The sequence below is a fragment of the Sphingomonas sp. VDB2 genome, from assembly GCF_047946695.1.
GTDB classification, from domain to species: domain Bacteria; phylum Pseudomonadota; class Alphaproteobacteria; order Sphingomonadales; family Sphingomonadaceae; genus Sphingobium; species Sphingobium bisphenolicum.
The window spans coordinates 634437-656535 of record NZ_CP159616.1; the positions used below are offsets into that span (position 1 = coordinate 634437).

The 22099-nt window shown below is 62.7% G+C and carries 18 protein-coding genes; 13 read left to right on the forward strand and 5 right to left on the reverse strand.

Going from position 1 to position 22099, the window contains the following annotated elements; translation table 11 throughout:
• Positions 1-142: 142 nt before the first annotated feature.
• The 9 genes from ABT375_RS21340 (at position 143) to ABT375_RS21380 (ending at position 10854) form a co-directional block, all read left to right on the forward strand.
• Complete coding sequence (locus ABT375_RS21340; protein WP_416465127.1) at positions 143-2251, forward strand: TonB-dependent receptor; 2109 nt, start codon at positions 143-145, stop codon at positions 2249-2251.
• A gap of 56 nt (positions 2252-2307) precedes the next feature.
• Positions 2308-3075 (forward strand): SDR family NAD(P)-dependent oxidoreductase, encoded by a 768-nt coding sequence (locus ABT375_RS21345; RefSeq protein WP_416465129.1) that lies wholly within the window; start codon positions 2308-2310, stop codon positions 3073-3075.
• A gap of 7 nt (positions 3076-3082) precedes the next feature.
• Positions 3083-4204, forward strand: coding sequence for a tyrosine-protein phosphatase (locus ABT375_RS21350; RefSeq protein WP_416465131.1), 1122 nt, complete (start codon positions 3083-3085; stop codon positions 4202-4204).
• Positions 4205-4332: 128 nt separating this feature from the next.
• On the forward strand, positions 4333-5166 hold the full coding sequence (locus tag ABT375_RS21355; RefSeq protein ID WP_416465133.1) for an SDR family NAD(P)-dependent oxidoreductase: 834 nt from the start codon (positions 4333-4335) through the stop codon (positions 5164-5166).
• 26 nt (positions 5167-5192) lie between these two features.
• Positions 5193-6338: an LLM class flavin-dependent oxidoreductase gene (locus ABT375_RS21360; protein WP_416465135.1), complete on the forward strand. Its 1146-nt coding sequence runs from the start codon at positions 5193-5195 to the stop codon at positions 6336-6338.
• Entirely contained in the window at positions 6335-7114 is a 780-nt protein-coding gene (locus ABT375_RS21365; protein WP_416465137.1) for an SDR family NAD(P)-dependent oxidoreductase, read from the forward strand. The genes ABT375_RS21360 and ABT375_RS21365 overlap by 4 nt, the downstream gene beginning before the upstream one ends.
• 3 nt (positions 7115-7117) lie before the next feature.
• Positions 7118-7579, forward strand: coding sequence for a nuclear transport factor 2 family protein (locus ABT375_RS21370; protein ID WP_416465139.1), 462 nt, complete (start codon positions 7118-7120; stop codon positions 7577-7579).
• A complete protein-coding gene (locus tag ABT375_RS21375; RefSeq protein ID WP_416465142.1) occupies positions 7576-8487 on the forward strand; it encodes an NAD-dependent epimerase/dehydratase family protein in 912 nt (303 codons plus the stop codon). Before ABT375_RS21370 ends, ABT375_RS21375 begins: the two co-directional genes overlap by 4 nt.
• A gap of 51 nt (positions 8488-8538) precedes the next feature.
• Positions 8539-10854, forward strand: a complete 2316-nt coding sequence (locus ABT375_RS21380) for a TonB-dependent receptor (protein WP_416465894.1) — start codon at positions 8539-8541, stop codon at positions 10852-10854.
• A gap of 103 nt (positions 10855-10957) precedes the next feature.
• Here the strand turns inward: ABT375_RS21380 and ABT375_RS21385 are convergent, their stop codons facing one another.
• From ABT375_RS21385 to ABT375_RS21400, 4 genes are all read right to left on the reverse strand, one after another.
• A complete protein-coding gene (locus ABT375_RS21385) occupies positions 10958-12691 on the reverse strand; it encodes an acyl-CoA dehydrogenase family protein (RefSeq protein ID WP_416465144.1) in 1734 nt (577 codons plus the stop codon).
• 98 nt (positions 12692-12789) lie between these two features.
• Positions 12790-13374 carry a TetR/AcrR family transcriptional regulator gene (locus ABT375_RS21390; protein ID WP_261936850.1) on the reverse strand — a complete coding sequence of 195 codons (585 nt, stop codon included), beginning with the start codon at positions 13372-13374 and terminating at the stop codon, positions 12790-12792.
• A 60-nt stretch (positions 13375-13434) separates the two neighbouring features.
• Entirely contained in the window at positions 13435-13641 is a 207-nt protein-coding gene (locus ABT375_RS21395; protein ID WP_261936851.1) for a hypothetical protein, read from the reverse strand.
• Entirely contained in the window at positions 13587-14495 is a 909-nt protein-coding gene (locus ABT375_RS21400; protein ID WP_416465147.1) for a TonB-dependent receptor plug domain-containing protein, read from the reverse strand. The genes ABT375_RS21395 and ABT375_RS21400 overlap by 55 nt, the downstream gene beginning before the upstream one ends.
• 346 nt (positions 14496-14841) lie before the next feature.
• Here ABT375_RS21400 and ABT375_RS21405 point away from each other — a divergent pair, with 346 nt between their 5' ends.
• The 4 genes from ABT375_RS21405 to ABT375_RS21420 all read left to right on the forward strand — a co-directional run bounded on the left by ABT375_RS21405 (position 14842) and on the right by ABT375_RS21420 (position 20365).
• Positions 14842-17253, forward strand: coding sequence for a TonB-dependent receptor (locus ABT375_RS21405; protein WP_416465149.1), 2412 nt, complete (start codon positions 14842-14844; stop codon positions 17251-17253).
• A gap of 133 nt (positions 17254-17386) precedes the next feature.
• Positions 17387-17629 carry a hypothetical protein gene (locus ABT375_RS21410; protein WP_416465151.1) on the forward strand — a complete coding sequence of 81 codons (243 nt, stop codon included), beginning with the start codon at positions 17387-17389 and terminating at the stop codon, positions 17627-17629.
• A gap of 157 nt (positions 17630-17786) precedes the next feature.
• Positions 17787-19628: a hypothetical protein gene (locus ABT375_RS21415; protein ID WP_416465153.1), complete on the forward strand. Its 1842-nt coding sequence runs from the start codon at positions 17787-17789 to the stop codon at positions 19626-19628.
• Positions 19629-19651: 23 nt separating this feature from the next.
• Positions 19652-20365, forward strand: coding sequence for a DUF3142 domain-containing protein (locus ABT375_RS21420; RefSeq protein WP_416465155.1), 714 nt, complete (start codon positions 19652-19654; stop codon positions 20363-20365).
• Positions 20366-20464: 99 nt separating this feature from the next.
• Here ABT375_RS21420 and ABT375_RS21425 read toward each other — a convergent pair whose 3' ends face one another.
• Positions 20465-22078, reverse strand: a complete 1614-nt coding sequence (locus ABT375_RS21425) for an FAD-dependent oxidoreductase (RefSeq protein WP_416465157.1) — start codon at positions 22076-22078, stop codon at positions 20465-20467.
• Positions 22079-22099: the final 21 nt, after the last annotated feature.

The following is a 22099-nucleotide window of genomic DNA, read 5'->3' on the forward strand; positions in this document are numbered from 1 at the left end:
TTGAAAATCTACTGACTTGTAGGTAGATTTAATGTGCGCTTGGCAGAGATGAGCTGTGAAACGGCCGCCAACGCAGGATTCTGGGGAGGAAAATATGCCGAATCACATGACTGCCGTGTCCGTTGTCGCATTGCTCGCGAGCATGGCTGCCACGCCGGCCCTGGCGCAGGATCGGGCGGACGCCATCGCGGACATCATCGTGACCGCACAGAAGCGCGCGGAATCGTTGCAGGATACGCCGATTTCGATCGCCGCATTCAGCGCGAAAGACCTGGAAGCGAAGGGTATCAACGGCCTGACCGACCTGCGCGCCACTGTGCCGAATCTTCAGCTCACGCCTTTCCCGAACAATGCCGCAACGACGCAGATCTTCATGCGCGGCGTGGGACTGGCCGACGATCAGATCACCCAGGATGGCGGCGTGGCGGTCTATATGGACGGCGTCTATGTCGCCCGCAGCCAGGGGCTGGCGATGGAAGTGGCCGACCTTGAACGGATAGAGGTGCTGCGCGGGCCGCAAGGCACGCTCTACGGCCGCAATGCGACTGGCGGCGCGATCAATTTCATCACCCGCAAGCCGGACCTGCGCGCCTTCGGCTTTAAGGGGCAGGTCACACTCGGCAATTACGACAATCGCCGTTTCAAGGCTGCCGTCAATATCCCTGTCGGGCAGACGATCGCGCTGCGCCTGTCCTATGTGAACCAGCAGCAGGACGGTTTCATCGCCAATCCCGGCACGGGCGTCAGCCGCTGGGGCGACAAGGACCGCCAGGCCATGCGCGCCGACCTGTTGTGGCAGCCGTCGGACCGTTTCAGCCTGCGATATAATTATGATCGCACCGAAATCGGCGACACGCCCACCTATGTCGCCTTCTCCCCGCTCCATCCGCGCACGATCGATCGTCCCAAGGCAGGCAGTCCGCTGGTACGCGATCTGCTGCCCAACGACATCACCTCCCAAGGCCACAGCCTGACCGGCGAATGGGAGGCGAGCGACGACCTGACCGTCCGGTCGATCACCGGCTATCGCAAGCTCGATAATTTCCAGAACCAGGATTATCTCACCGGCGCGCTCGGCCCCTTCCCGCTCCAGAAGAACAGCAGCCGCGCCAGGCAGGATCAGTGGAGCCAGGAATGGCAGTTGGTGGGCGATGCACTGGACGGCACGCTGCAATATGTCGCTGGCTTCTATTATTTCTCGGAAAGCGGCGATAATTTCAGCAACAGCTACAGCCCGCCGGCGCTGACGCGCAGTTTCACCACAGCAACCATCGACAACCGGTCCTATGCACTGTTTGGCCAGGCGACCTTCACCCCGCAGGCGCTCGACCGGCGGTTGCATCTGACGGTGGGCCTGCGGCAGAGCTGGGACAAGCGCGAGGCGACGCTCGCGCGCCAGACGCAGGTAAATGGCGGCCCGATCACTATAGTGCCGGGCGCGGGAGACGGCAGTCGGCACTTCAAGGATTTCAGCCCCAGCTTCGTGGTCGCCTATGACGCATCTGACGACGTCAATCTCTACGTCAAGGCCGTGAAGGGCTATAAGAGCGGCGGCTATAATGTCCGGGCCAGTTCCATCGACAGGTTCGACCAGGGCTTCGGCCCGGAGACACTCTGGTCCTATGAAGCGGGGGTGAAGAGCGAATGGCTGGACAAAAGACTGCGCTTCAATGCGGCGGGCTTCATCTCGAAATATTCGGACATTCAGGTCAATGTTCAGTCCGATCCGACCAATATCCGCCTGACCGACGTGCTGAACGCCGGCAGTGCGACCGTGAAAGGCGTGGAAATGGACCTGACGCTCGCGCCCGCCCGCGATCTTCGCCTGTCGGTGAATTACGGCTATCTGCTGGCGCGCTACAAGGAGATCATCGACGCGACCGGCGCCAATATCGCGGCCAATTATCGCTTCACCAACGCGCCCAGGCACAGCATCGCGCTGGACCTTACCTATGATCTGCCGCGCCTGCCGCTCGGGCATCTGAGCGCCAACTTCAACTACACGGCGCAGAGCGACAAATATACCAATGCCACTGTCACCAGCGGCCGCTACATCATCGGCGACTATGGACTGCTCAATGGGCGGCTGACACTCACGGACATTCCTGGCGTGAAGGGCGTGCGCGCCAGCCTGTGGGGCCGCAACCTTACCGACAAAAATTACTATGTCATGCAGTTCAACGTCGGCCGTCCCGGCGCGCTGTTCGGGGAACCGCGCACCTATGGCGTCGACCTGAGCGTCGAATTCTAAGCCGCAGTTGACGATCGTCACCCGCCCGAACCCCGTTATCTGAAAGGAAACGCTTCATGAACCCAGTTTCTTCGCCATCCTCTCCCGTCATCGTCACCGGCGGCGCTTCAGGCATCGGACTTGCGTCCGCCAAGGCCCTGGCAGCCGTCGGGCGGCCGGTCGCGCTATGGGATATCGATGGCGACGGGGCCGCCGCTGCCGCCGGCTCTATCACCCAGACACATGGCATCGCCGCCATAGGCATCGGCATCGACCTGCGCGATCTGGACGGGATCGCTCCCGCATTGGCGGCGACGCGACAGGCGATGGGCGCGCCGGGCGGCCTGGTCCATGCGGCGGGTATCGTCGATACGGACTCGATCGACGGGATGACGGCGCAAAGCTGGGACAGCGGCATCGCCATCCATCTGCGCGCGCTCGCTTTCGTCACCCAGGCCATCCGAGTCGATCTGGCGAGCCAGCCCGGCTCTGCCATCGTCGCCATCGCCTCGATAAACGCCACGTTGGGGAACGGCATCAACCCGATCTATAGCGCCGCCAAGGGCGGCATACTTTCGCTGGTCCGCTCGCTGGCCGACCGGCTCGCCATGGACGGCATCCGGATCAATGCGGTATCGCCCGGTCAAATTCTAACGCCGATGATGCGCCCGGCCGTCGACGCCCTGCCGGACGGCTATTTCGAGCGGCGCATCCTGCTCGGTCGTATTGGAGAGCCCGAGGAAGTCGCGCGGGTCGTCCGCTTCCTGCTGTCGGACGAGGCGAGCTATGTCACCGCGTCGGAAATCGTCGTGGACGGCGGCAACATCTCGTCGCAGCGCGGGTGATGACGGCATGACAGCCCTTTCGATAGACCGCCGTCATTTTCTCTCCGGCGCACTGCTGACATCCTTTGCCGCGCTGGCGGGTTGCACGACGCCAGCCGCACGCGGGACAAGCGCCGCCATTCCCTTCCGCGCCGCCAACGTCATGCGGATCGCCGACAGCGATGACTATCATGTTGAATGGCAGGCGGAAGACGTGCGACGCATCGCCATATATGTCAGCGACATGCCGTCTCCCATGCTCGTTGGACAGCCGGTGGCGCAAGGAAATGGTACGGGCAGCGCGACCATCCGTGGCCTCACGCCGGGCAGCCGGTCTTATTTCACCCTAGTTCCCGATCGCGGCGCACCGTTGGTCGTTGCGGATCGGGCGCTGCACATATCCGGCATCGCCAATCTGCGCGACATTGGCGGCTATCGCACTACAGATGGTCGCTGGGTGAAGATGGGGATGCTCTATCGCTCGGATCAGCTCGACCGGGTGAGCGATGCCGATATGGCCGCGCTCGAACGGCTGGGCCTGCGCGTCGTCGTCGATCTACGGACGCAAAGCGAAAGGACGCGCGAACCCGACAGACTGCCCTCGGGCAGCCACCCGCTCATCCTGGACGTCGCTGCTGACGGCGACGGTTCGCTGGGCGGCGACATGCGCAAGGCGACCGCGGCGATTGCTGCGGGCAAGGGCGTGGATCTGTTGACCGCGGCCAATCGCGATTTCGTCGCTCTGCGCAGCGCACGCCAAGCCTATGCCGCGCTATTGCGCGAACTGGCGACGCCGCAAGCAATGCCCCTGCTCTATCATTGCACCGCGGGCAAGGATCGTACCGGCTGGGCGACGGCCGTCGTGCTGACCCTGCTCGGCGTGCCGCGCGACACCGTCATGGCCGATTATATGGCGAGCAACCGCTATCTGGAACGCAAGAATGCGAACACGGTGAGCGCCCTTGCGCAATCGGGAAGCACGATCGATCCCGCCAGCCTGATGCCAGTGTTGACCGTGCGCACCGCCTATCTGCAGGCCGCGTTCGATGAGGTGGAGAAGCGACACGGTTCTTTCGACGCCTATCTGCGGAACGGCCTCGGCATGGATGATCATTTCCTCAACAGTCTACGCAAAACATACTTATGTTGATTACATCTAATCAATTTGCGTTTTATTTATACATATTAATTTTTGGCCTAGTCCAAATGGACCATGCGCCTCGCACCTGAACCGCTAGAATGTCGGCAACGGCAAAAAGCCGACATCCGGGAGAGATCATGAAAGCCATCGATTTTCGCGACAAGAGCGTGTTGATCACCGGTGGAGGATCGGGCATCGGCTTGGCCTGCGCCGAGAATTTCGCCGAGGCTGGCGCCCGGATCGCGATCGCTGAGGCAGACGAGATGCGTTGCGCCGAATTCGCCGCGCGTTTTCCACAGGCGCTGGTCGTCCATTGCGACATCACCAACCGCGCCGAACTGCGCACGCTTGGCGGTCAGGTACGGGACTGGGACGGCAAGCTGGACATGCTCGTCAACAATGTCGGCCATTTCCTGCACACAAAGGCGTTCGAGGCATTGGAAGATGACGAGGTCGATGCGATCGTCGACATCAATTTCGGCCAGGTCGTGCGCGTCACCCGCACCATGCTGCCGCTGTTGCGGACAGCCGGGCAGGGGTCCAGCATCGTCAACATCACGTCGATCGAGGCGTTTCGCGGCATTCCCAATTGCGCCATCTATGGCGCCGCCAAAGCGGCTGTCACCGGCCTGACCCAGAGCCTCGCGCTGGAACTGGCGCCTGCGGGCATCCGCATCAACGCCGTCGCGCCCGAAACCACCGACACGCCGCAAGTGCCACTGGAGTATATGATCCCGCCGCAGAACCGCACGCATATGGACAAATGGATTCCGCTGGGCCGTTTCGGCCGGCCACAGGACAGCGCGGATGCTGCACTCTATCTGGCCAGTCCCATGGCCGCCTGGATCACCGGCACCACCCTGCATGTCGATGGCGGCGCACGCGCGGCGGCCGGCTGGATGCAGACGCCCGAGGGGCAATGGACCGTCGTGCCGATGATCAGCGGCAACGGCATCGCGATACCCGCCTGAAGCGGTCTTATTTTTCAGGAGCAGATATGAAATTCTCCATCATCTACGAAGCGCAGATGGCCGATCCGTCGCCCGCGTCGGAGGTACGCTGCTTCAACGAGATCGTCGAGCAGGTCATATTGGCCGAACAGCTCGGCTTCGACACCGTGTGGTGCGTCGAACATACCGCGCTGACCCAATATGCGCATATGTCGGCGCCCGAAACGGTGCTGGCCTATCTGGCCGGCCGGACCAGCCGGATCGGCATCGGCCATGGCGTCGTGTGCCTTCCGCCCGCCATGAACCATCCGGTGAAGGTGGCCGAACGGATCGCGACGCTCGACATATTGTCGGGCGGGCGGGTGCATTTCGGCATGGGCAAGGGCGGCACCCAGCAGGAGGCCGGCACCTTCGGCTATGACCTGGCCGAACTGCAACCGATGATCGACGAGTCCATGTATCTGATCCCCAAGATCATGACGCAGGACGAGATCGAACATGACGGCACCTACATCAAAATCCCGCGCCGTCCGATCCATCCCAAGCCGCTGCAAAAGCCGCATCCGCCGCTCTATTATGCCTGCACCCGTGAAGCCACGCTGGAACTAGCCGGCAAGCGCGGCATCGGCGCGCTGGTCCTGGGCTTTTCCGGGCCGGAGGAAATCGCGCGCAAAAATGCCATCTATCGCGAGAATTTCCGCACTCGGAAGGCGGAGGATCAGGTCGGCATCGTCCCCACCGAGCATCTCGCCGCCTTCTGCGCCGCCTGCGTTCTGGACGATCGCGAGGAGGCGCGAAGAATCGGCCTGCGGGGCCAGCGCTTCTTCGCCGAAGCCATCGCCCACTGGTATCAGGGCGGTCCCAAGCCCAGCGTCGCTGACTTGTCCGCCGAAGAACAGGCCGATGCGCTGCAGCAGGGCAAGGACGCCGTCGTCGCCTATCTGTCGGAGGAACATATTCCCGTCGGCGACGAGCATGTCAGCAATTATGCCGTGGCGCAGGATGCCTATGGCAATGCCGATGATTGCATCCGCTATGTGACGCGCCTGCAGGAAGCGGGCGCAGACGAGATATTGTTCCTGTTCCAGATGGGCACGGTGCCACACGCGGCGATATTGGAGACGATCCGTAATATCGGCGCCAAGGTCATCCCGCATTTCCGTGCGCAGTCGGCACAGGAAGCGGCGGAATGAGCCGCGCACCCTTCAATGACAAGGTCGCGATCGTCACCGGCGGCGGATCGGGCATCGGCCGTGCGGCCAGCCAGCGGCTGGCGGTGGAAGGCGCGCAGGTCGTGGTGGCCGACATCGATCTGCCAGGGGCCGAGCGCACCGTGGAACTGATCGCGGCGCGCGGTGGTCAGGCCGTCGCCATCTGCGCCGACATCGCCAGCGAACAGGATAATCGGGCAATATTCGATCTGGCCGAAGAACGTTTCGGCGGCATCGACGCGGCGTTCCTGAATGCGGGTATGATACAGCCCTATGGTCCGCTGGAGGCACTGGCGCTCGAAACCTTCGACCGAATCATCGCCGTCAATCTGCGCGGCACCTATCTGGGCGTGCAGCAGGCGCGCGCGCGGTTGCGGCCGGGCGGCAGTTGCGTCGTCACAGCATCGCTATCCGGCATCATCGGCTTTGCCGAAGGCCCCGCCTATGCCGTGTCCAAACATGGGCTGGTCGGGCTGGTGCGGTCTGCGGCCTCCGCCTTTGCCGAGCGAGGCACACGGATCAACGCCATCTGCCCCGGCATGGCGCTGACAGGCATGACCGGCACTGTCGGGCTGGAAGCGATCGATGATCCCGATGAGGTAGCCGATCCCGCCTATCGCGGCGCGTTAAGCGCGCAGCAGATCGCGGAAGTTGCGCTGTTCCTGCTGAGCCGCCGATCGGCCGGGATCAACGGGCAGGCGCAGAATATCGACGCGGCCCTGCTCTCCGCCTTTCCGCCGCTCGCGGACATGCTCTGAAGCATGGCTGACGCCCTTTCCCTGATGATCGACCAAAATCTGCTGCGGCAGGCAGCGGACCTCTATGCCATCGGGGCGGACCGGCGCGACAAGGCGCTGTGGCGGCAGGTGCTGGCGGAAGAGTGCGTGATCGAAGGGCCAGGCTTCATCACCCAGGGTCGGGACGCCTGCCTCCAGTCGATCGATGCACTCGACCATATGTATCGCGCTACCCGCCATGCCGTGCAACAGCAGGTCGTGGCCATCGACGAGGATGCCGCCGTCGGCGAAACCTATTGCGCCGCCAGCCATCTGCTGCGCGATCGCGACGCCATTCTGGTCTGGGCGATCCGCTATCAGGATGCGTGGCGGCGCGATGCTGAAGGATGGCGCTTCACCCGGCGCAGCCTGTTGCTCGACTGGACCGAAACACGTCCGGTCAACGCCGGAACCTCCATAAACCTGTTCAAGGATATGACGCTATGAAGCTATTGGTGATCGGCGGCACAGGCGCGCTCGGCGGCCATGCTGCGATCCACATGGCCGTACAGGGCCATGATGTCACGGTCGCAGGCCGCAACGCGCCGCTCGCATCGACCCCGATGGCGGCGATGCCCTTCCTGCAGGGCGACTATGTCGCGGGCGATTTCACGCCGGACCGGCTCGCAGGGTTCGACTGGGTGATTTTCGCCGCCGGGAACGACCCGCGTCATGTGCCGCAAGGCGGGGATTTCGACGCCTTCCTGCTGAAGGCCAATCATGAGGCAGTCCCCGCGCTGTTCGCCGCGTGCCGGGATGCCGGGGTCAGCCGTGCCATCCAGCTCGGCAGCTTCTATCCGCAAGCCGCGCCGGAACTGCTGGCGGACAATAGCTATATCCGTTCCCGTCTGGCCGCCTGCGAAGGCGCACGCGCGCAGGGGCGGCCGGGTTTCGACGTGATCAGCGTGAACGCGCCCTTCATGGTCGGCACGGTGCCCGGCCTGCCCAGCGCCATCTTCGCACCCTATATGCAATGGGCCGAGGGACATATTCCAATCGAGCCCTATGCGCCGACCGGCGGCACCAATTTCATGTCCTATCGATCGCTGTCGCAAGCCCTGGAAGGCGCATTGCTCCGTGGCAAGCCGGGCAAAGCCTATCTGGTGGGCGACGAGACCATGTCCTTCCGCGCCTATTTCCAGCTCTTCTTCGACGCGGCAGGCCGATCCGTCCAGGTCGAAGAGCGGGACGCGGAACTGCCGCTGCTGCCCGACGTCGCTATCCCGCAAGGGCGGGGCAACTGGATCGACTATGCGCCGAACGCCGTTGAGGTCGCCTTGCTCGGCTATCGCCGCAACGACATCGCTGCCGCCGTCCGCGAGATTGCGGACCAGTTCGGTCAGGTGCGCGCCTGACGCTCGCAGGAACAAGAACACATTGGACGGGGAAGGAACTGTAAAGTGACCATGAAGTTGCGCTATTTTCTGCTGGGCGGCGTCGCCCTCATCTTCGCGGCCGGGCCGGCCATAGCGCAGAGCGAAGCGGCAGACACCAGTACGAGCGGCATCGCCGACATCGTCGTGACCGCGCAAAAGCGGGCAGAAAATCTGCAATCCACGCCGATCGCGGTGACTGCCCTCAACGCCGACATGATCCGCGACAAGGGCATCGCCTCTGCCGCCGACCTGACAGCGGTGGCGCCCAGCCTGTCGGTGACGACATCGCCCGCCTCCTCCACCAACATGCAATTGTTCATCCGCGGCGTCGGCGACATCGATCCCATCCTGACGTCGGACAGCCCGGTCGGCATCTATGTCGATGGCATCATCCTGGGCCGTGCCGCAGGCAGCGCGTTCGACATTCTCGACCTGGAACGGATCGAAGTGCTGCGCGGGCCGCAGGGTACGCTTTATGGTCGCAACACGATCGGCGGCGCCGTCAACCTCATCACCGCCAAGCCTGCCGACGACTTCCACGCCTCGATCGACGGATCGGCGGGCAATTACGGCTATTACAGCCTCAAGACCTCGGTCGACAGCGGCAATATCGCCAATAGCGGCCTCAAGGCACGGCTGACCTATCTGCACAAGGAACGCGACGGTTATGTCGACGACGTCAATGCGCCCGACAATCGCGATCCGGGCGCCTATGTACTCGACGCGGTCCGCGGCGCGGTCCAGTTCGAATCTGGCGCGCTGAAGCTCGATTATGGGTTCGACTGGTCGAAGCGCGAAAGCTATGCGCCGGCTTTCCAGCTGACCGTGATCCGGCCCGACGTCCTGGCCTATCTTCAGGCATCATCCGCTTTTGGCGGCAGCGCGCCCGTATTTTCGCCCGATCGACTGGACAGCATCCCCCTCAACCAGGGGAAGATGACCGATCGCGTGATCGGCCACACGCTGACGGCGGAACTGGATCTGGGCGGGGTGACCGTGCGATCGCTCACCGGCTTCCGACGCTGGACGAACCGGAACGCACGCGACGATCTGGACGGTAATTCGGGTCTGGTCGGCTTCACCGTCGGCCCGGAAATTCTGGCTCCGCCCTTCAGCTTCAATCCGCTGGGCGTCACCCCGATCGACCTGTTCAGCACCCAGAACCATCGGCGCCAGCATCAATTCTCGCAGGAAATCAACCTGCTCGGGGACATTGGCGATCGGTTCGAATATGTGTTGGGCGGCTATTATTTCCACGAACATTCGTCCGAATATAATCCGCAAAACTTCCTGCTGATCCTCCCGTCGCCCGTGCCCATTCCACTAACGCCCACCGTGTCGCTCAACAGCTTCGGCGTGCAGCTTTCGTCGCTGACCGATTATGACCATTATAACAAGTCGGCGGCGGCCTTCGCGCAGGGCAGCTACAAGCTGACCGACACGCTGAGCGTGACGGGCGGCATTCGCTATACCCATGACAAGAAGCATCTGGTGCAGCGCGCGCCACAGGTCCGCGAACTGGATGCCAGTTTCAGCCGCTTCAACTATGCCGCAAGCATCAACTGGCAGGCGACGCCCTCTATGCTGGTCTATGCCCGCACCGCATCCGGCTACAAGGCAGGTGGCTTCAACGCCCGTTCGATCAATTCCGGCTTCGACCCGGAATCGCTGACCTCTTATGAAGCGGGCATCAAGTCCGACTGGCTCGACCGGCGCCTGCGCCTGAACCTGACCGGCTTCTATGCCAGCCATTCCGACTTGCAGCTTCAGCAGTTCCAGGCCGGAACCAGCGGCGCGTCCAGCATCACCGTCAATGCGGGCAAGGCGCGCTATTGGGGGATTGAGGCCGAACTTACGGTCAAGCCCATCGATACCCTCACATTGGGCGCCAATTTGGGCTACACCAACCGCAAATATAAGCAGTTCCTGATCCTCGATCCCACGACCAACCAGATCGTGGACGTGAAGGATAGCGCACGCTTCCTGGTCGGCGCGACGACGACGGTCAGCGCCTATGCGCAATGGGATGTCGCGGAATTATCGTTCGGGCGGCTGTCAGTCCGGGGCGACTATGATTATCGGACGAAAATCTATTATCACCCGACGACCGTCGGCACGCCCTATAATGACGACATCGCCGGCGCGCCGCGCCATCTGGTCAATGGCAGAATCTCCCTGACAAACATTGATCTCAACGGTGCGAAGGCGGAGTTGGCCTTCTGGGGCAAGAATATCTTCAACGAAAAATATCGGCTCTACGGCATCGACTTCGGCAGCCTTGGCTATGCCGGCAATACCTATGGAGAGCCCACCAGCTATGGCGTGGATTTCCGCGTGAAGCTGTGACGCGGCTGGGCTGATCGGCAGATCGGCCCCGGACCGGCATGAACATCATCGCGCAGCGGCGAACTACGCGCCGCTGCGCGATTTCACATAGAATATGCGTCGCTCAAAAACTTTCCGCGCCGAGCGCCATGATGGACGTTTGGCCCGCCGCGATGCTGGCCGCCAGGCTGTGCGCCTGGGGCAGCATCCGCTGCGCGAAGAAATCGGCGACGATACGCTTGCCGGTGTGGAGGGGATCGTCACCCTGTGCCGCCGCGGCCATGCGCGTCCACATCCACCCCATGGATACAAGCGCGAACAGCCGCAGATAATCGACTGCCGCCGCACCAGCCGCATCTCCATTCGCGTCCTGCAACGACGCCGTGGCGGTGCGCAGCAGGGCGAGTGCCGCCCGCGTCTTGTCCGCCACATCGATGGTGCCGGCCGCATCCAGATCAGCCGCAACAGACGCGAAATAGCCCTCGACCACGGCGCCGTCCGCAAGCGCCAGCTTGCGCCCGACCAGGTCCATAGCCTGCACACCGTTGGTGCCTTCATAAATTTGGGCAATGCGCGCATCGCGGACATATTGCTCCATGCCCCATTCGCGGATGTAGCCATGACCGCCGAACACCTGCTGTGCCTGCACCGCGCTTTCAAAACCGAAGTCCGTGAAAGCGGCCTTCACCACCGGCGTCAGCAGCGCGACCAGCGCGTCGGCCTTGGTCCGCTCTGCCGCGTCGGGATGATGATGCGCCCGATCGAGTTGTAGCGCGGTCCAGCCGCCCAATGCCCGCCCGGCCTCGACAAAGGCGCGGATGTTGAGCAGCATCCGCCGCACATCGGCATGGTCGATGATCGCCACCGGCCCACGCGCACCATCGGCGCTGCGTCCCTGGAGCCGCTCCTTGGCATAACCCGCGGCCTGCTGATAGGCCGCACCGGCGACGCCCAGTCCCTGGATGCCGACCATCAGCCGCTCCGCGTTCATCATCGTGAACATGGCGGCTAGTCCCTTGTTCGGCGCGCCAACCAGCCAGCCGGTCGCCTCGTCGTAATTCATTACGCAGGTCGGCTGGGCATGGATGCCCATCTTTTTTTCCAGCGCCCCGACCGACATGCCGTTGCGTATCGTGAATTCGCCATCCGCGTCGGGCAGATATTTGGGCACCAGAAACAGGCTGATTCCCTTCACCCCAGCCGGTGCATCGGGCAGGCGCGCGAGAACGAGGTGGACGATGTTGCCGCCAAAATCATGGTCGCCCGACGAAATGAAGATTTTCTGCCCGGTCACGGCAAAGCTGCCGTCGTCCTGCGGCACGGCTTTGGTCTTGAGCAGGGCCAGGTCCGTGCCGGCCCCACTTTCGGTCAGAGCCATGGCGCCGGTCCATTCGCCGCTCACCATTCGCGGCAGATAGGCGGTTTTCAGCGCATCGCTGGCATGGGCCGCAATCGCTTCGCAGGCGCCGCGGGTGAGGCCTGGAAACAGGCCAAAGGACAGATTCACCGCAGACAGCATTTCATCCAGCCACAACTGGAGGATGAAGGGCAGGCCCTGACCGCCATGGGCCGGATCGGCAGACATGGAGGCCCAGCCTGCGGCAACGAAATCGCGCCAGGCGTCAGCAAACCCGGTCGGCGTGACCACGTTGCCGTCGATAAGGCGGCTGCCTTCTTCATCGCCATGGCGATTGAGCGGGTGCAGCCGATCGGCGCACATGCGCCCCGCTTCCTCCAGCACCGCGACGGCCAGGTCGGCGTCGACTTCCTTGCCTGTCTCCGCCATCGCCGCATCAAAGCCCAGCACCTGCGTCAGCAGGAAGCGGTAATCGTCGATCGGGGGAACATAGCTCAACATCGGGCCTCTCCTCAAAGCGCAGCGCTGCAACTATACCAAACATGTGTTACAGTCAATGTCGGCGCGTTGTTCAGGGGGTCTGGTCATCCTCGAAGGCCTTATTCGCGCCGGAAGATCGCAACGATCTGAGCAGCAATCTCGCTGGGCGACAAACGTCCGTCGCGATACCAGTCCGATGCCGAATTGAGCTGCGACAACAACAGGTTGCGGTAGATCGAACGATCGATATGAGGGGGTAGCGGCAAGGAAGTGACCAGCGACCGGAAAATCTCTTCGAACCGATCACGCCGCGCGATCAGCTGTTCGCGCACCGCATCGGGCACCTCGCGAAAATCGTTCATCATCGGCATCGTCAGCGAATCAGGCGCCAGCTGGATTTCCAGCAAGGCCGCGCAGGCCGCCGCCAATCTGGCCCACGGCTCGTCCTGCACGCGAACAGCGTGGGCGATGCTGTTTTCGGCGGCATCCAGCGCCGCATTGTGCAGTTCGACGAACAGCGCGTCTTTAGACTTTATATGGTGGTAGAGCGAACCGCCCAACACGCCGGCCTGCTCGCCGATGTCGCGCATCGACGTTCCGCGATATCCCTTTTTAGCGAACAATTGCGCCGCGATTTCCAATATCTGACGGCGGCGCCCCGATCCTTCGTCGTTGGCCCCACTCGCTAGATCATATTTCTTCATCTCGACCCGCTAGCACATCTGTCCATAACGGCGAAGCCCCGCCAAAACCGATACGCCGGATCAGGACAGGATCGCTTCGAAGCGCCTGTCCCATAAAGGAGCCGCATCGAAATGCGCCTTCGTCACGTCGAAACGACGGAACAGGTGGGCGGCGGACTGCTGGTCGGCGATCGCCTTGTCGTCGATCGGCACCAGTCGGGTCCTGTTCTTCTTCAGGCGGCGCCATTCCAGATAATAGTCGCGGTCGATGCCGGTGGCCTTGGCCAATATATCGGCCCATTGGTCGTCATGGCTTTCCATCCAGTCGATCGTGGCGCGGAAGCGCAGCCGCCGCCGCGGGTCAGGTGGCGGTCGCGCGTCGCTTCGCGCGGGTCGGGCTGGCCGTTGATCTTCGGATAGTTCTGCACCGTGGCCAGGCCGGGACGGAAGGCGAAATCCTGGAAGAAATAATCGGCCGACAGGTTGAGGAAGCCCTCGTTCGGCAATTTGAAGCCATAGTTCAGCCGTACCTGCGCCTGCTCGCCGTCGCCGCGATAGCGCTCGCCGCCATAGATGGTGACCGAACCGCCCGACGCATCCTTCTTGAGGACGATGTTGATGACCCCGGCGACCGCGTCGGAGCCATATTGCGCCGCCGCGCCGTCGCGCAGGATTTCGACATGGTCGATCGCGCTCATCGGGATCTGGTCGAGATCGACGGCGTTCGCGCCCGACGCCTGTGCGGTCGTCGGCAGCGGGACCGAGCTGGGATGGCGGCGCTTGCCGTTGACCAGCACCAGCACATGCGCGCCCGACAGGCCGCGCAGGCCCGCCGGACGGCCGAAGGTGTTGTAGGCGGCGTTGGACCCGGTATCGACCTTGAAGCTGGGCACGAGCGCCGACAGCGCGTCGCGCAACTGGCCCGCCGCGCCGCCCGTGGCGACCAGCGCGTCGTTGCCGACCACGTCGATCGGCGCGGTGCTCTGCGCTACGGTGCGGTCGGCGCTGCGGCTGCCCAGCACCACAATGTCCAGGCTGCCGGCCGCATCCGCCGCGGGCGCGTCGGCTGCCAGCGCGCCGCCCTGCCAGCCGGCAGAGCCCAGCAAGGCGATCGTCAGCGCGTGGCGAAATGGTCGTGTCATGGTGCCCCCGATAATCTTGTGTCGAGGACCGGCTAGGCTAAGCCGTGAAAACCGGCCAACGAGAAGCGCTCATCGGCTCATGCGTTATGCTCAACCCTGTTGAAATCATCTTGCCGGTGATCAGTCATCGTCTAGGGGAAACGTCCGGCCGGGCTGATGCCTTGCGGCGGCGCGCAAGAATCCGATGGCCATTTGTATCCTTGGAACACATTTTTCTGGATGCAGGGTGGCATCATGGATAAAAGGAGACGGGACTGGTTCAAGCCGGTGACACAAAACAGGGAGAGAGATGATGCCGACACTGCGGAAGCACATGACCTTATCGGCGTCTGCCATGGCGCTTGCCATGGCGCATACGGCGGTGGCGCAAGACAATGGCTCCGCCGACAACGGCTATAATGAAATCATCGTGACGGCGCAAAAGCGCGCGCAATCATTGCAGGATGTCAGCGTCGCGGTATCCGCCATTGGCGCCGACACGCTGGCCAATGCCGGGATCAGCAACCTGCAGGACATGCAGCAGCTGGTGCCATCTGTCACCTTCGGCAACGACTTTAACCAGGCAAAGGTCTTCATCCGCGGTGTAGGCGCCAATACGTCGACCACCGGCAGCAGCACCGGCGTCGCGCTCCATGTCGATGGCGCCTATGTCGCCCGCGCGGAAGCGCAACTGACCTCCCTCTTCGACGTCGAGCGCGTTGAGGTGCTGCGCGGCCCGCAGGGTAGCCTTTACGGCCGTAACGCCGTCGGTGGCTCGATCAATATCATCACGGCCAAGCCCACAGACAGGCTGAGCGGCTATGCACGCCTCAGCTACGGCAACTATCAGGCGCTCACGACGGAGGCCGCGGTTTCCGGCCCTGTCGCCGACTGGCTGCGCTTGCGCCTCGCAGCTAAGAGCGAAGTGCGCGATGGCTATGGCAAGGATCCGTTCAACAACTGGGACGTCGACGATCTCAATCGCAAGATGGTGCGCGGCCAGGCCCAAATCCTTTTTTCCGAAAAAGCGGACCTGCTGCTCTCGGCGGAATATTTCCGTCAGGACGATAATAGCGGCGCGGTCCATTATTATGGCGACGCCTTTCCGGGAGTCGCGCGCCTCGCACCCCTTGGCCCGGCCGGCATTGCGACCAAACCACGCGACCTGGGCAGCGATGAGCCGCCCTCGGTCAACACCAAGAGCCAGTCCTATACCGCGACCTTCAACTGGGAATTCAGTGACGCCTTCTCCATCACCAATGTCGCAAATTACCGCGATTTCAAGACCCAGCTAATTCAGGATCTCGATATTTCAGCGGTAGTCAACCGGCTGCCGACCGCTACGACCGTGCAAACGCGGACGATCAATTCGAAGCAATGGAGCAACGAATTTCAGGTCAAATATGACAGCGACATCGTCGACGGCGTCGTCGGTCTCTATTATTTCGGCGAGCATCAGCGACCGCGCGACCAGGTCGGCCTGACGTCCTCCTATGGCATGGCCAGCAATATCGGCTTTCTCGCGACGCGACCGACCATCATCGACGGCAAGGTCGCGGCACCGGGTTCGATCGGCCTCGCCTATGCCGATTATCTGTGCGGCTTTTCCGATGGCGTCGCGCCTAACCGTGTGTGCCTGCGCTCGCGGCTCAATACCGAAGCCTGGGCAGCGTTCGGTCAGCTCAATTTCGACCTGGAAAAAGCGATCGGCCTCAATAATCTGACACTGAAACTGGGCGGCCGTTTCAGTCATGAAAAGGTATCGACCGCCAATATGTCGGTCGTCATGACCGCCAACGCCAATCCGGCCGTAGGGTCGGTGCTGGCCTACACCGATGCGCCTTATACCGAAGGTGGCACCTACCGGCAGAAGACGTTCAAGGATTTCACCCCGGAAATCGGCCTTAACTGGCAACCGAACGGCAATACGCTGCTTTATTATACCTATTCCGAAGGCTTCAAGGCCGGATCGGGCGAGAACGCCGCGGGCAGCTCGACGATCGTGAAACCGGAAAAGATGAAGAACCATGAAGTCGGCGCGAAACTCGACCTGTTCGATCGCATGTTGACCCTCAATCTCGCGGGCTATTGGTACAAGCTGAAGGATCTGCAGATCAACAAGACGATCGGCGGCGGCCCTACCGGCTACACGACGATCTTCGAAAATGCCGCGAGGACCGAAGCGAAAGGTGTCGAAATCGAGTGGATGCTGCGGCCGATGCATCGGGTCCGCCTATCGGGTGGCCTGTCCTATACAGATAGTAAATATAAGGATTTTCTGACGCTTGATCCGCTGGATCCGCGCAATGTCTCACAGCCGGGGCAGCCGGCCTATAACCCCGTCACCAACCCCGACCCCACTGCTTTTGGTGCGCCCTGCGTCGACGGCAGCGCGAATGTCGGCGGGTGCCAGATACAGTTGGCGGGCAACCGCACGCGCAACTCACCGAAATGGTCCTATAATGTTCATGGTGAACTGGATCTTGTCGATCATAGCGACATGGGCACGGTCACTTTGTCGGGCGACATGTCGGGCAAGAGCACCATCTATTTCACCGAATTCAATCGTCTGAGCGAGGGCGCCAAGGCCTTCACGCTGTTCGACGCGGCGTTGCGCTGGACCTCCAACAAGGAGGACGTCACGGCGTCGTTGTGGATCAAGAATATCGCGGACACGCTTCGGGCCAGTTCCACCTTCGCGATTTCCACCGGACGCGTCATCGGCGCCACCTGGCTGCCGCCGCGGACCTACGGATTCACGCTCGGCTACCGCTACTGAGAGAATCTGCCGCCTGGCGCACGACTTTCAAGGCGGCGCGATGATTGGCCGGATGCTTGCCGTAGCAAGTGGCGATGCCACAGAACGGCTTGATCCGGCTGAACCTCGGCTCTGGGAAGGAGGATCGGTCCGTATGGCCGATCCGTTGCCGTTCGTGATTGCGCTGAAGCGATCAATTGTTCAGTTACGAAAGGATGATGAAACCGACCCCAGCACGCCGCATCATGCGCCATGGCCTTCGATCGGCCCGCCGACATCCAGTCGCAACCCTGCTGGCGGCGCTGATATTTTCGAGTGTCGCGCTGAGCGGAGCGCTCTGGGCCTGTGCGGATTCATCCTGCTCGCCGGAATGGCGACTGGCTTTGCAGGATTATGATTGCGACGGCCGCGCTGCGATCAGCCCGGGGAATGACACACGGATCAACCTGCTGCTCCTGATGCAAAGTCTTCGGCCTGGGCAGGTCCAGCCCGCAAGCGCGGTGACGGAGATCGACAATCCACAGTTCGGGCAAATCTTCATGTCATGGCCGGGTATGCGGGCTGCGTTTTGGCCGCAACCCGCGCCAGCCAGCAACGAAAGCGCCAGCCAGGCGGCGGACGCAACGCCGGGCTGCGGCGCGTCGTCGGATGCGATCCTGGCCTTTGCCGCGGCGCTGAACGCCGAGCCGGGCCTGCCGGCTGGGGATCGCGGCGCGCTGGCTCGTCTGCGCACGAGAACGGGATGTAGTGACGCGACATGGGATACGCCAATCTCCAGCAAGCCGGGCCGCGAGTATCTCGCCTATCTCAAGGCTGCCGACGCGTTCCACCGGAACGATTGGTTCGCCGCCAGACAAGGCTTCGCTGCCCTGACCCGCGCGCGCAGCCGGTGGGTTGCCGAAACTGCTCAATATATGCCGATACGTATCGGCCTGCGGGCGGCCATATCGAGCGCGGTCACCGAATATGGGGATTTTGCCGGCCCCGACAAAGCTGATCGCATCGCCATAGGCGAAGCGCGGGACAGCATTGCAGCCTATCTGAAGGCCTATCCCAAGGGACGCTATGCAGCGTCGGCGCAAGGGCTGATGCGCCGGGTTGCATGGCTGAGCGGCGACATGGCGGCGCTAGCCCAGAGCTATGAGACACTCCTCGCCGCAACGCCCGGAAACGATGAAGCCGCTGCCGATCTGGCCGAGGAAATCGACATCAAGCTGCTGGAACGGCCGGATGCGGGCGCGATTATCGACGGGCAGCGGAACCTGCCGCTTCTGCTCGCCGTGTCCGACCTCAAGCGGATGCGCAGGCCGGCGGATGACGCCGCCGGACTGTCCGCCGCCGACCTCGCGGCGCAAAAAGACCAGTTTGCGGCGCATGGCGATCTATACGGACTGCTCCAGGCCAGCCGCAGCTATTATGCGGGAGAAGACCCAAGGGCGATCCTGACCCTGCTGCCAGACGCAGCCCGCGCAAGCCGCTTCACGCCGATCACCTTCAGCCGTCAGATGCTGCGCGGCATGGCGCTTGCCAAGTCGCGCGATCCCAATGAAGTGGGGTTCTGGCGCGACTTGTTAGGCGGAGCCAGTCCACGCTATGAGCGGCCTCTGGTCGAAATGGGCCTCGCCATACGCTGGCAGCGCGACGGACGGGTAGCGCAGATTTTTGCACCCGGTTCGCCCGTCACTGACACGAGCATCCGCTCGATCCTGCTGCAAAGCCTGGCGACACCCGCCATCCTGCGGGACAGCGCGCAGGACGTCGCCCGGCCCGCACGCGAACGGGACATCGCCCGCTTCACCTTGCTGTACAAGGATTTGAACAAGGGCGCTTACGCTGATTTTGCCAAGGATCTGGCGCTGCTCCCCGCCAATGCCGACAGCGCCGCGGGGCTATGGGATTTCACGCAGCAGGATAGCATTCCCGCCGGCCTGTTCCGCACGGGCAAATGGTCGGATGGCTTCCCATGCCCGGCTGTCGCCCAAACCGCAGCGACGCTCACGCGCACGCCCGCCGATGCCAAGGCGCGGCTATGCCTGGGCGACTTCTATCGGTTGAACGGCTTCGACGGCTTCAGCCTGTTCAACCCTGGCGAGAATGCCATGGCTCTGGGCAACGGGCCAGATGGCTTTCCCGGCCGCCCCGTGTCGCGATCCGATATCTATGCCGCGATTATCGCCGACAAAAAGGCAGCACCGGAGAACCGCGCCTATGCCCTGTATCGCGCAGTGATGTGCTACGCGCCGTCGGGCTACAGCAATTGTGGCGGTCCTCACCGCAATTATGACGAGATGGATGCGGCACAAGCGCCCAAAGGTGACCGCAAGGCGTGGTTCACAGAGTTGAAGCAGCGTTATCCGAACAGTCAGTGGGCCAAGGCCCTGCGCTATTATTGGTGATGATCCGGTCGGCAGGCTGGCGGATGGCGCTGCTGGTGGCCATGATGCTGGGCGGTTGCCAGCGTCAGGCGGCGAATGACGCAACCACCGTTAACCCGGCGGCCTATGACGCCTTTTACCTCTGGCCAGGCGTCCATCCCGACAAGACTTTGCAGCCGAAGACGGTCTATCTGCTCGACGGAGAAGTGCGCCGCGGTGGACTGTCCCGTCTGGAGCGGCTGCGCATGGGCGTTCCCCGCCTTTCCGGCAAGACGGTCTGGCTGGTGGTCCGGGCGGATCGGCTCGACTGGAACGAAACCACCTACGCGGCCATTTTTGACGATCTCAACCGCTGGCGAGAGGCAGGCAATCGCGTCGCGGGCCTCCAGATCGATTTCGATGCCGCCACGCGGGGCATCGACACATATGAGACTTTCCTGCGCGACCTGCGCCAGCGCCTGCCGCGTTCTTGGCGACTGTCGATTACGGGGCTGATGGACTGGAGCGCGCATGGCGATCCGCAAGCGCTGGCAGGCCTCGCCCGCATCATTGATGAAGTGGTGATACAGACCTATCAGGGACGCACGACGATTGCAGGCTACGAAGATTATTTTCGACGGATGGATGGCTTTCCCATTCCCTTCCGGGTCGCGATTGTCGAAGGTGGACAATGGGTTGCGCCATCGATGCTTGCCAGACAGCCCCAATTTCGCGGCTATGTGGTGTTCCTGCTGTCGCCGGCCCGATCTGCCGAATAAGGAAGACCCGTCAGCATCTTCTTTTCCCGCCCCAGAGCATGTCCGATTTGACCTTTTACGGCCATATTTACGCGCGCAAGACCTTGTGCGCTGCGCCGCCTAGCCGTTCAGAAAGTCCCAGACCTTCGAGATGACGACCGACCCCTCGCCAACCGAAGACGCCACCCGCTTGACCGAGCCAGAACGGACATCGCCGACCGCAAAAATGCCCGGGCAGGAGGTGGCATAGGGCGAGCCGGCATCGACCGCGTCGCCCGTCATGACGAAGCCCTTGTCATCCAGGGTGACAAGTCCTGTCAGCCACTGCGTATTGGGCGCGGCGCCGACCATGACGAACATGGCGCAGACCGGCATGGTGCGGGGGGCGGCGCCCTCCTTCTGGATCGTCACCCCGTCGAGCGCCTGCGATCCATGCAGTGCGACAATATGGGTTTCATATTCGATGCTGATCTTGGGGTCGGCCTCCAGGCGGCTCGACAGATAGTGGGACATGGATGTGGCGAGCGACGTACCCCGGACCAAGAGGCGGACATGATCGGCCGAGCGGCTGAGGTACATGGCCGCCTGCCCCGCGGAATTGCCGCCGCCTATGACGATCGCCTCAGCGCCGCTGCAATAGCGCGCTTCATTCTCGGTGGCCGCATAATAGATGCCGGCACCTTCAAACTCCGCAAAACGGGCGATGGGAAGGCGTCGATATTGTACTCCGGTCGCCACGACGACCGCCCCCGCCCGCACCTGATGCCCATTGTCGAATGTCGCGCAGAATTGGCCGCTGTCCAGCCGTTCCAAGCGTTCGACCCGGCGGGGCATGACGAATCGCGTGCCGAACTTCATCGCCTGGACTTCGCCCCGCCATAGAAGGTCGGCGCCGGAAATGCCGGTCGGAAAGCCCATATAATTTTCGATCCGGCTCGATGTACCCGCCTGGCCGCCGATCGCGATATCCTCGACGACGAGGGCATTCAGCCCTTCCGCGCCGGCATAGACACCCGCCGCGACACCTGCCGGGCCGCCGCCGACGATCAGCACGTCGAACGCCTCACATTGGGCAACATCACGATTGAGGCCCAGCAGTTCCGCCACCTTGTGCGGCGTAGGCTGTGCGATCGCCCGATCGCGGCCGAAGATCACCGCGGGCTGGCCGATCGCTATGGCGCAACTCCTTGCAACCCGTTCCGCTTCCGGTGACCCGATGGCATGGGACGCGAAAGGCAGGCGGTTGCGGCTGGCAAATTCGGCAATGCAGCGAATATCGCGGTCGTCTTCCTCACCGATCAGCACCAGCGTGCCGTCCCGATTATCGAGCTGGCGCCGTCGCCGGGCCGATAGGACCGTGATGATGATATCGGACATCTCCGGCATCTCGGCCATCAGCCGCAACATGGCGGCACGCGGCACCTCGATCACCTGCGTATCGCGCACGGCCCGCATCGGCATCGTCCAGACGCCGCCGCTCAGAAAGGATATCTCTGCCATGAATTGCGCCGGACCAAGAGTGGACGAGCCGTAACGCGCGCCCGTAAAGGCATCGACAACCTCGATCTCGCCATCCTCGACATAGACGAAGCAATCGACCGGATCGCCGGGCTGGACGATATAACTGTCCGCCGGGTAGGTTGCCGACGCGCCAGCCGCGCGCAGGGCTTCGACATGATCGTCGGCCAGCGGCACGCGCTGCATCTCATTAAGGTCGCGGCCGATGGTTTCCATCAGGCGAACAGCGCTGCGCGC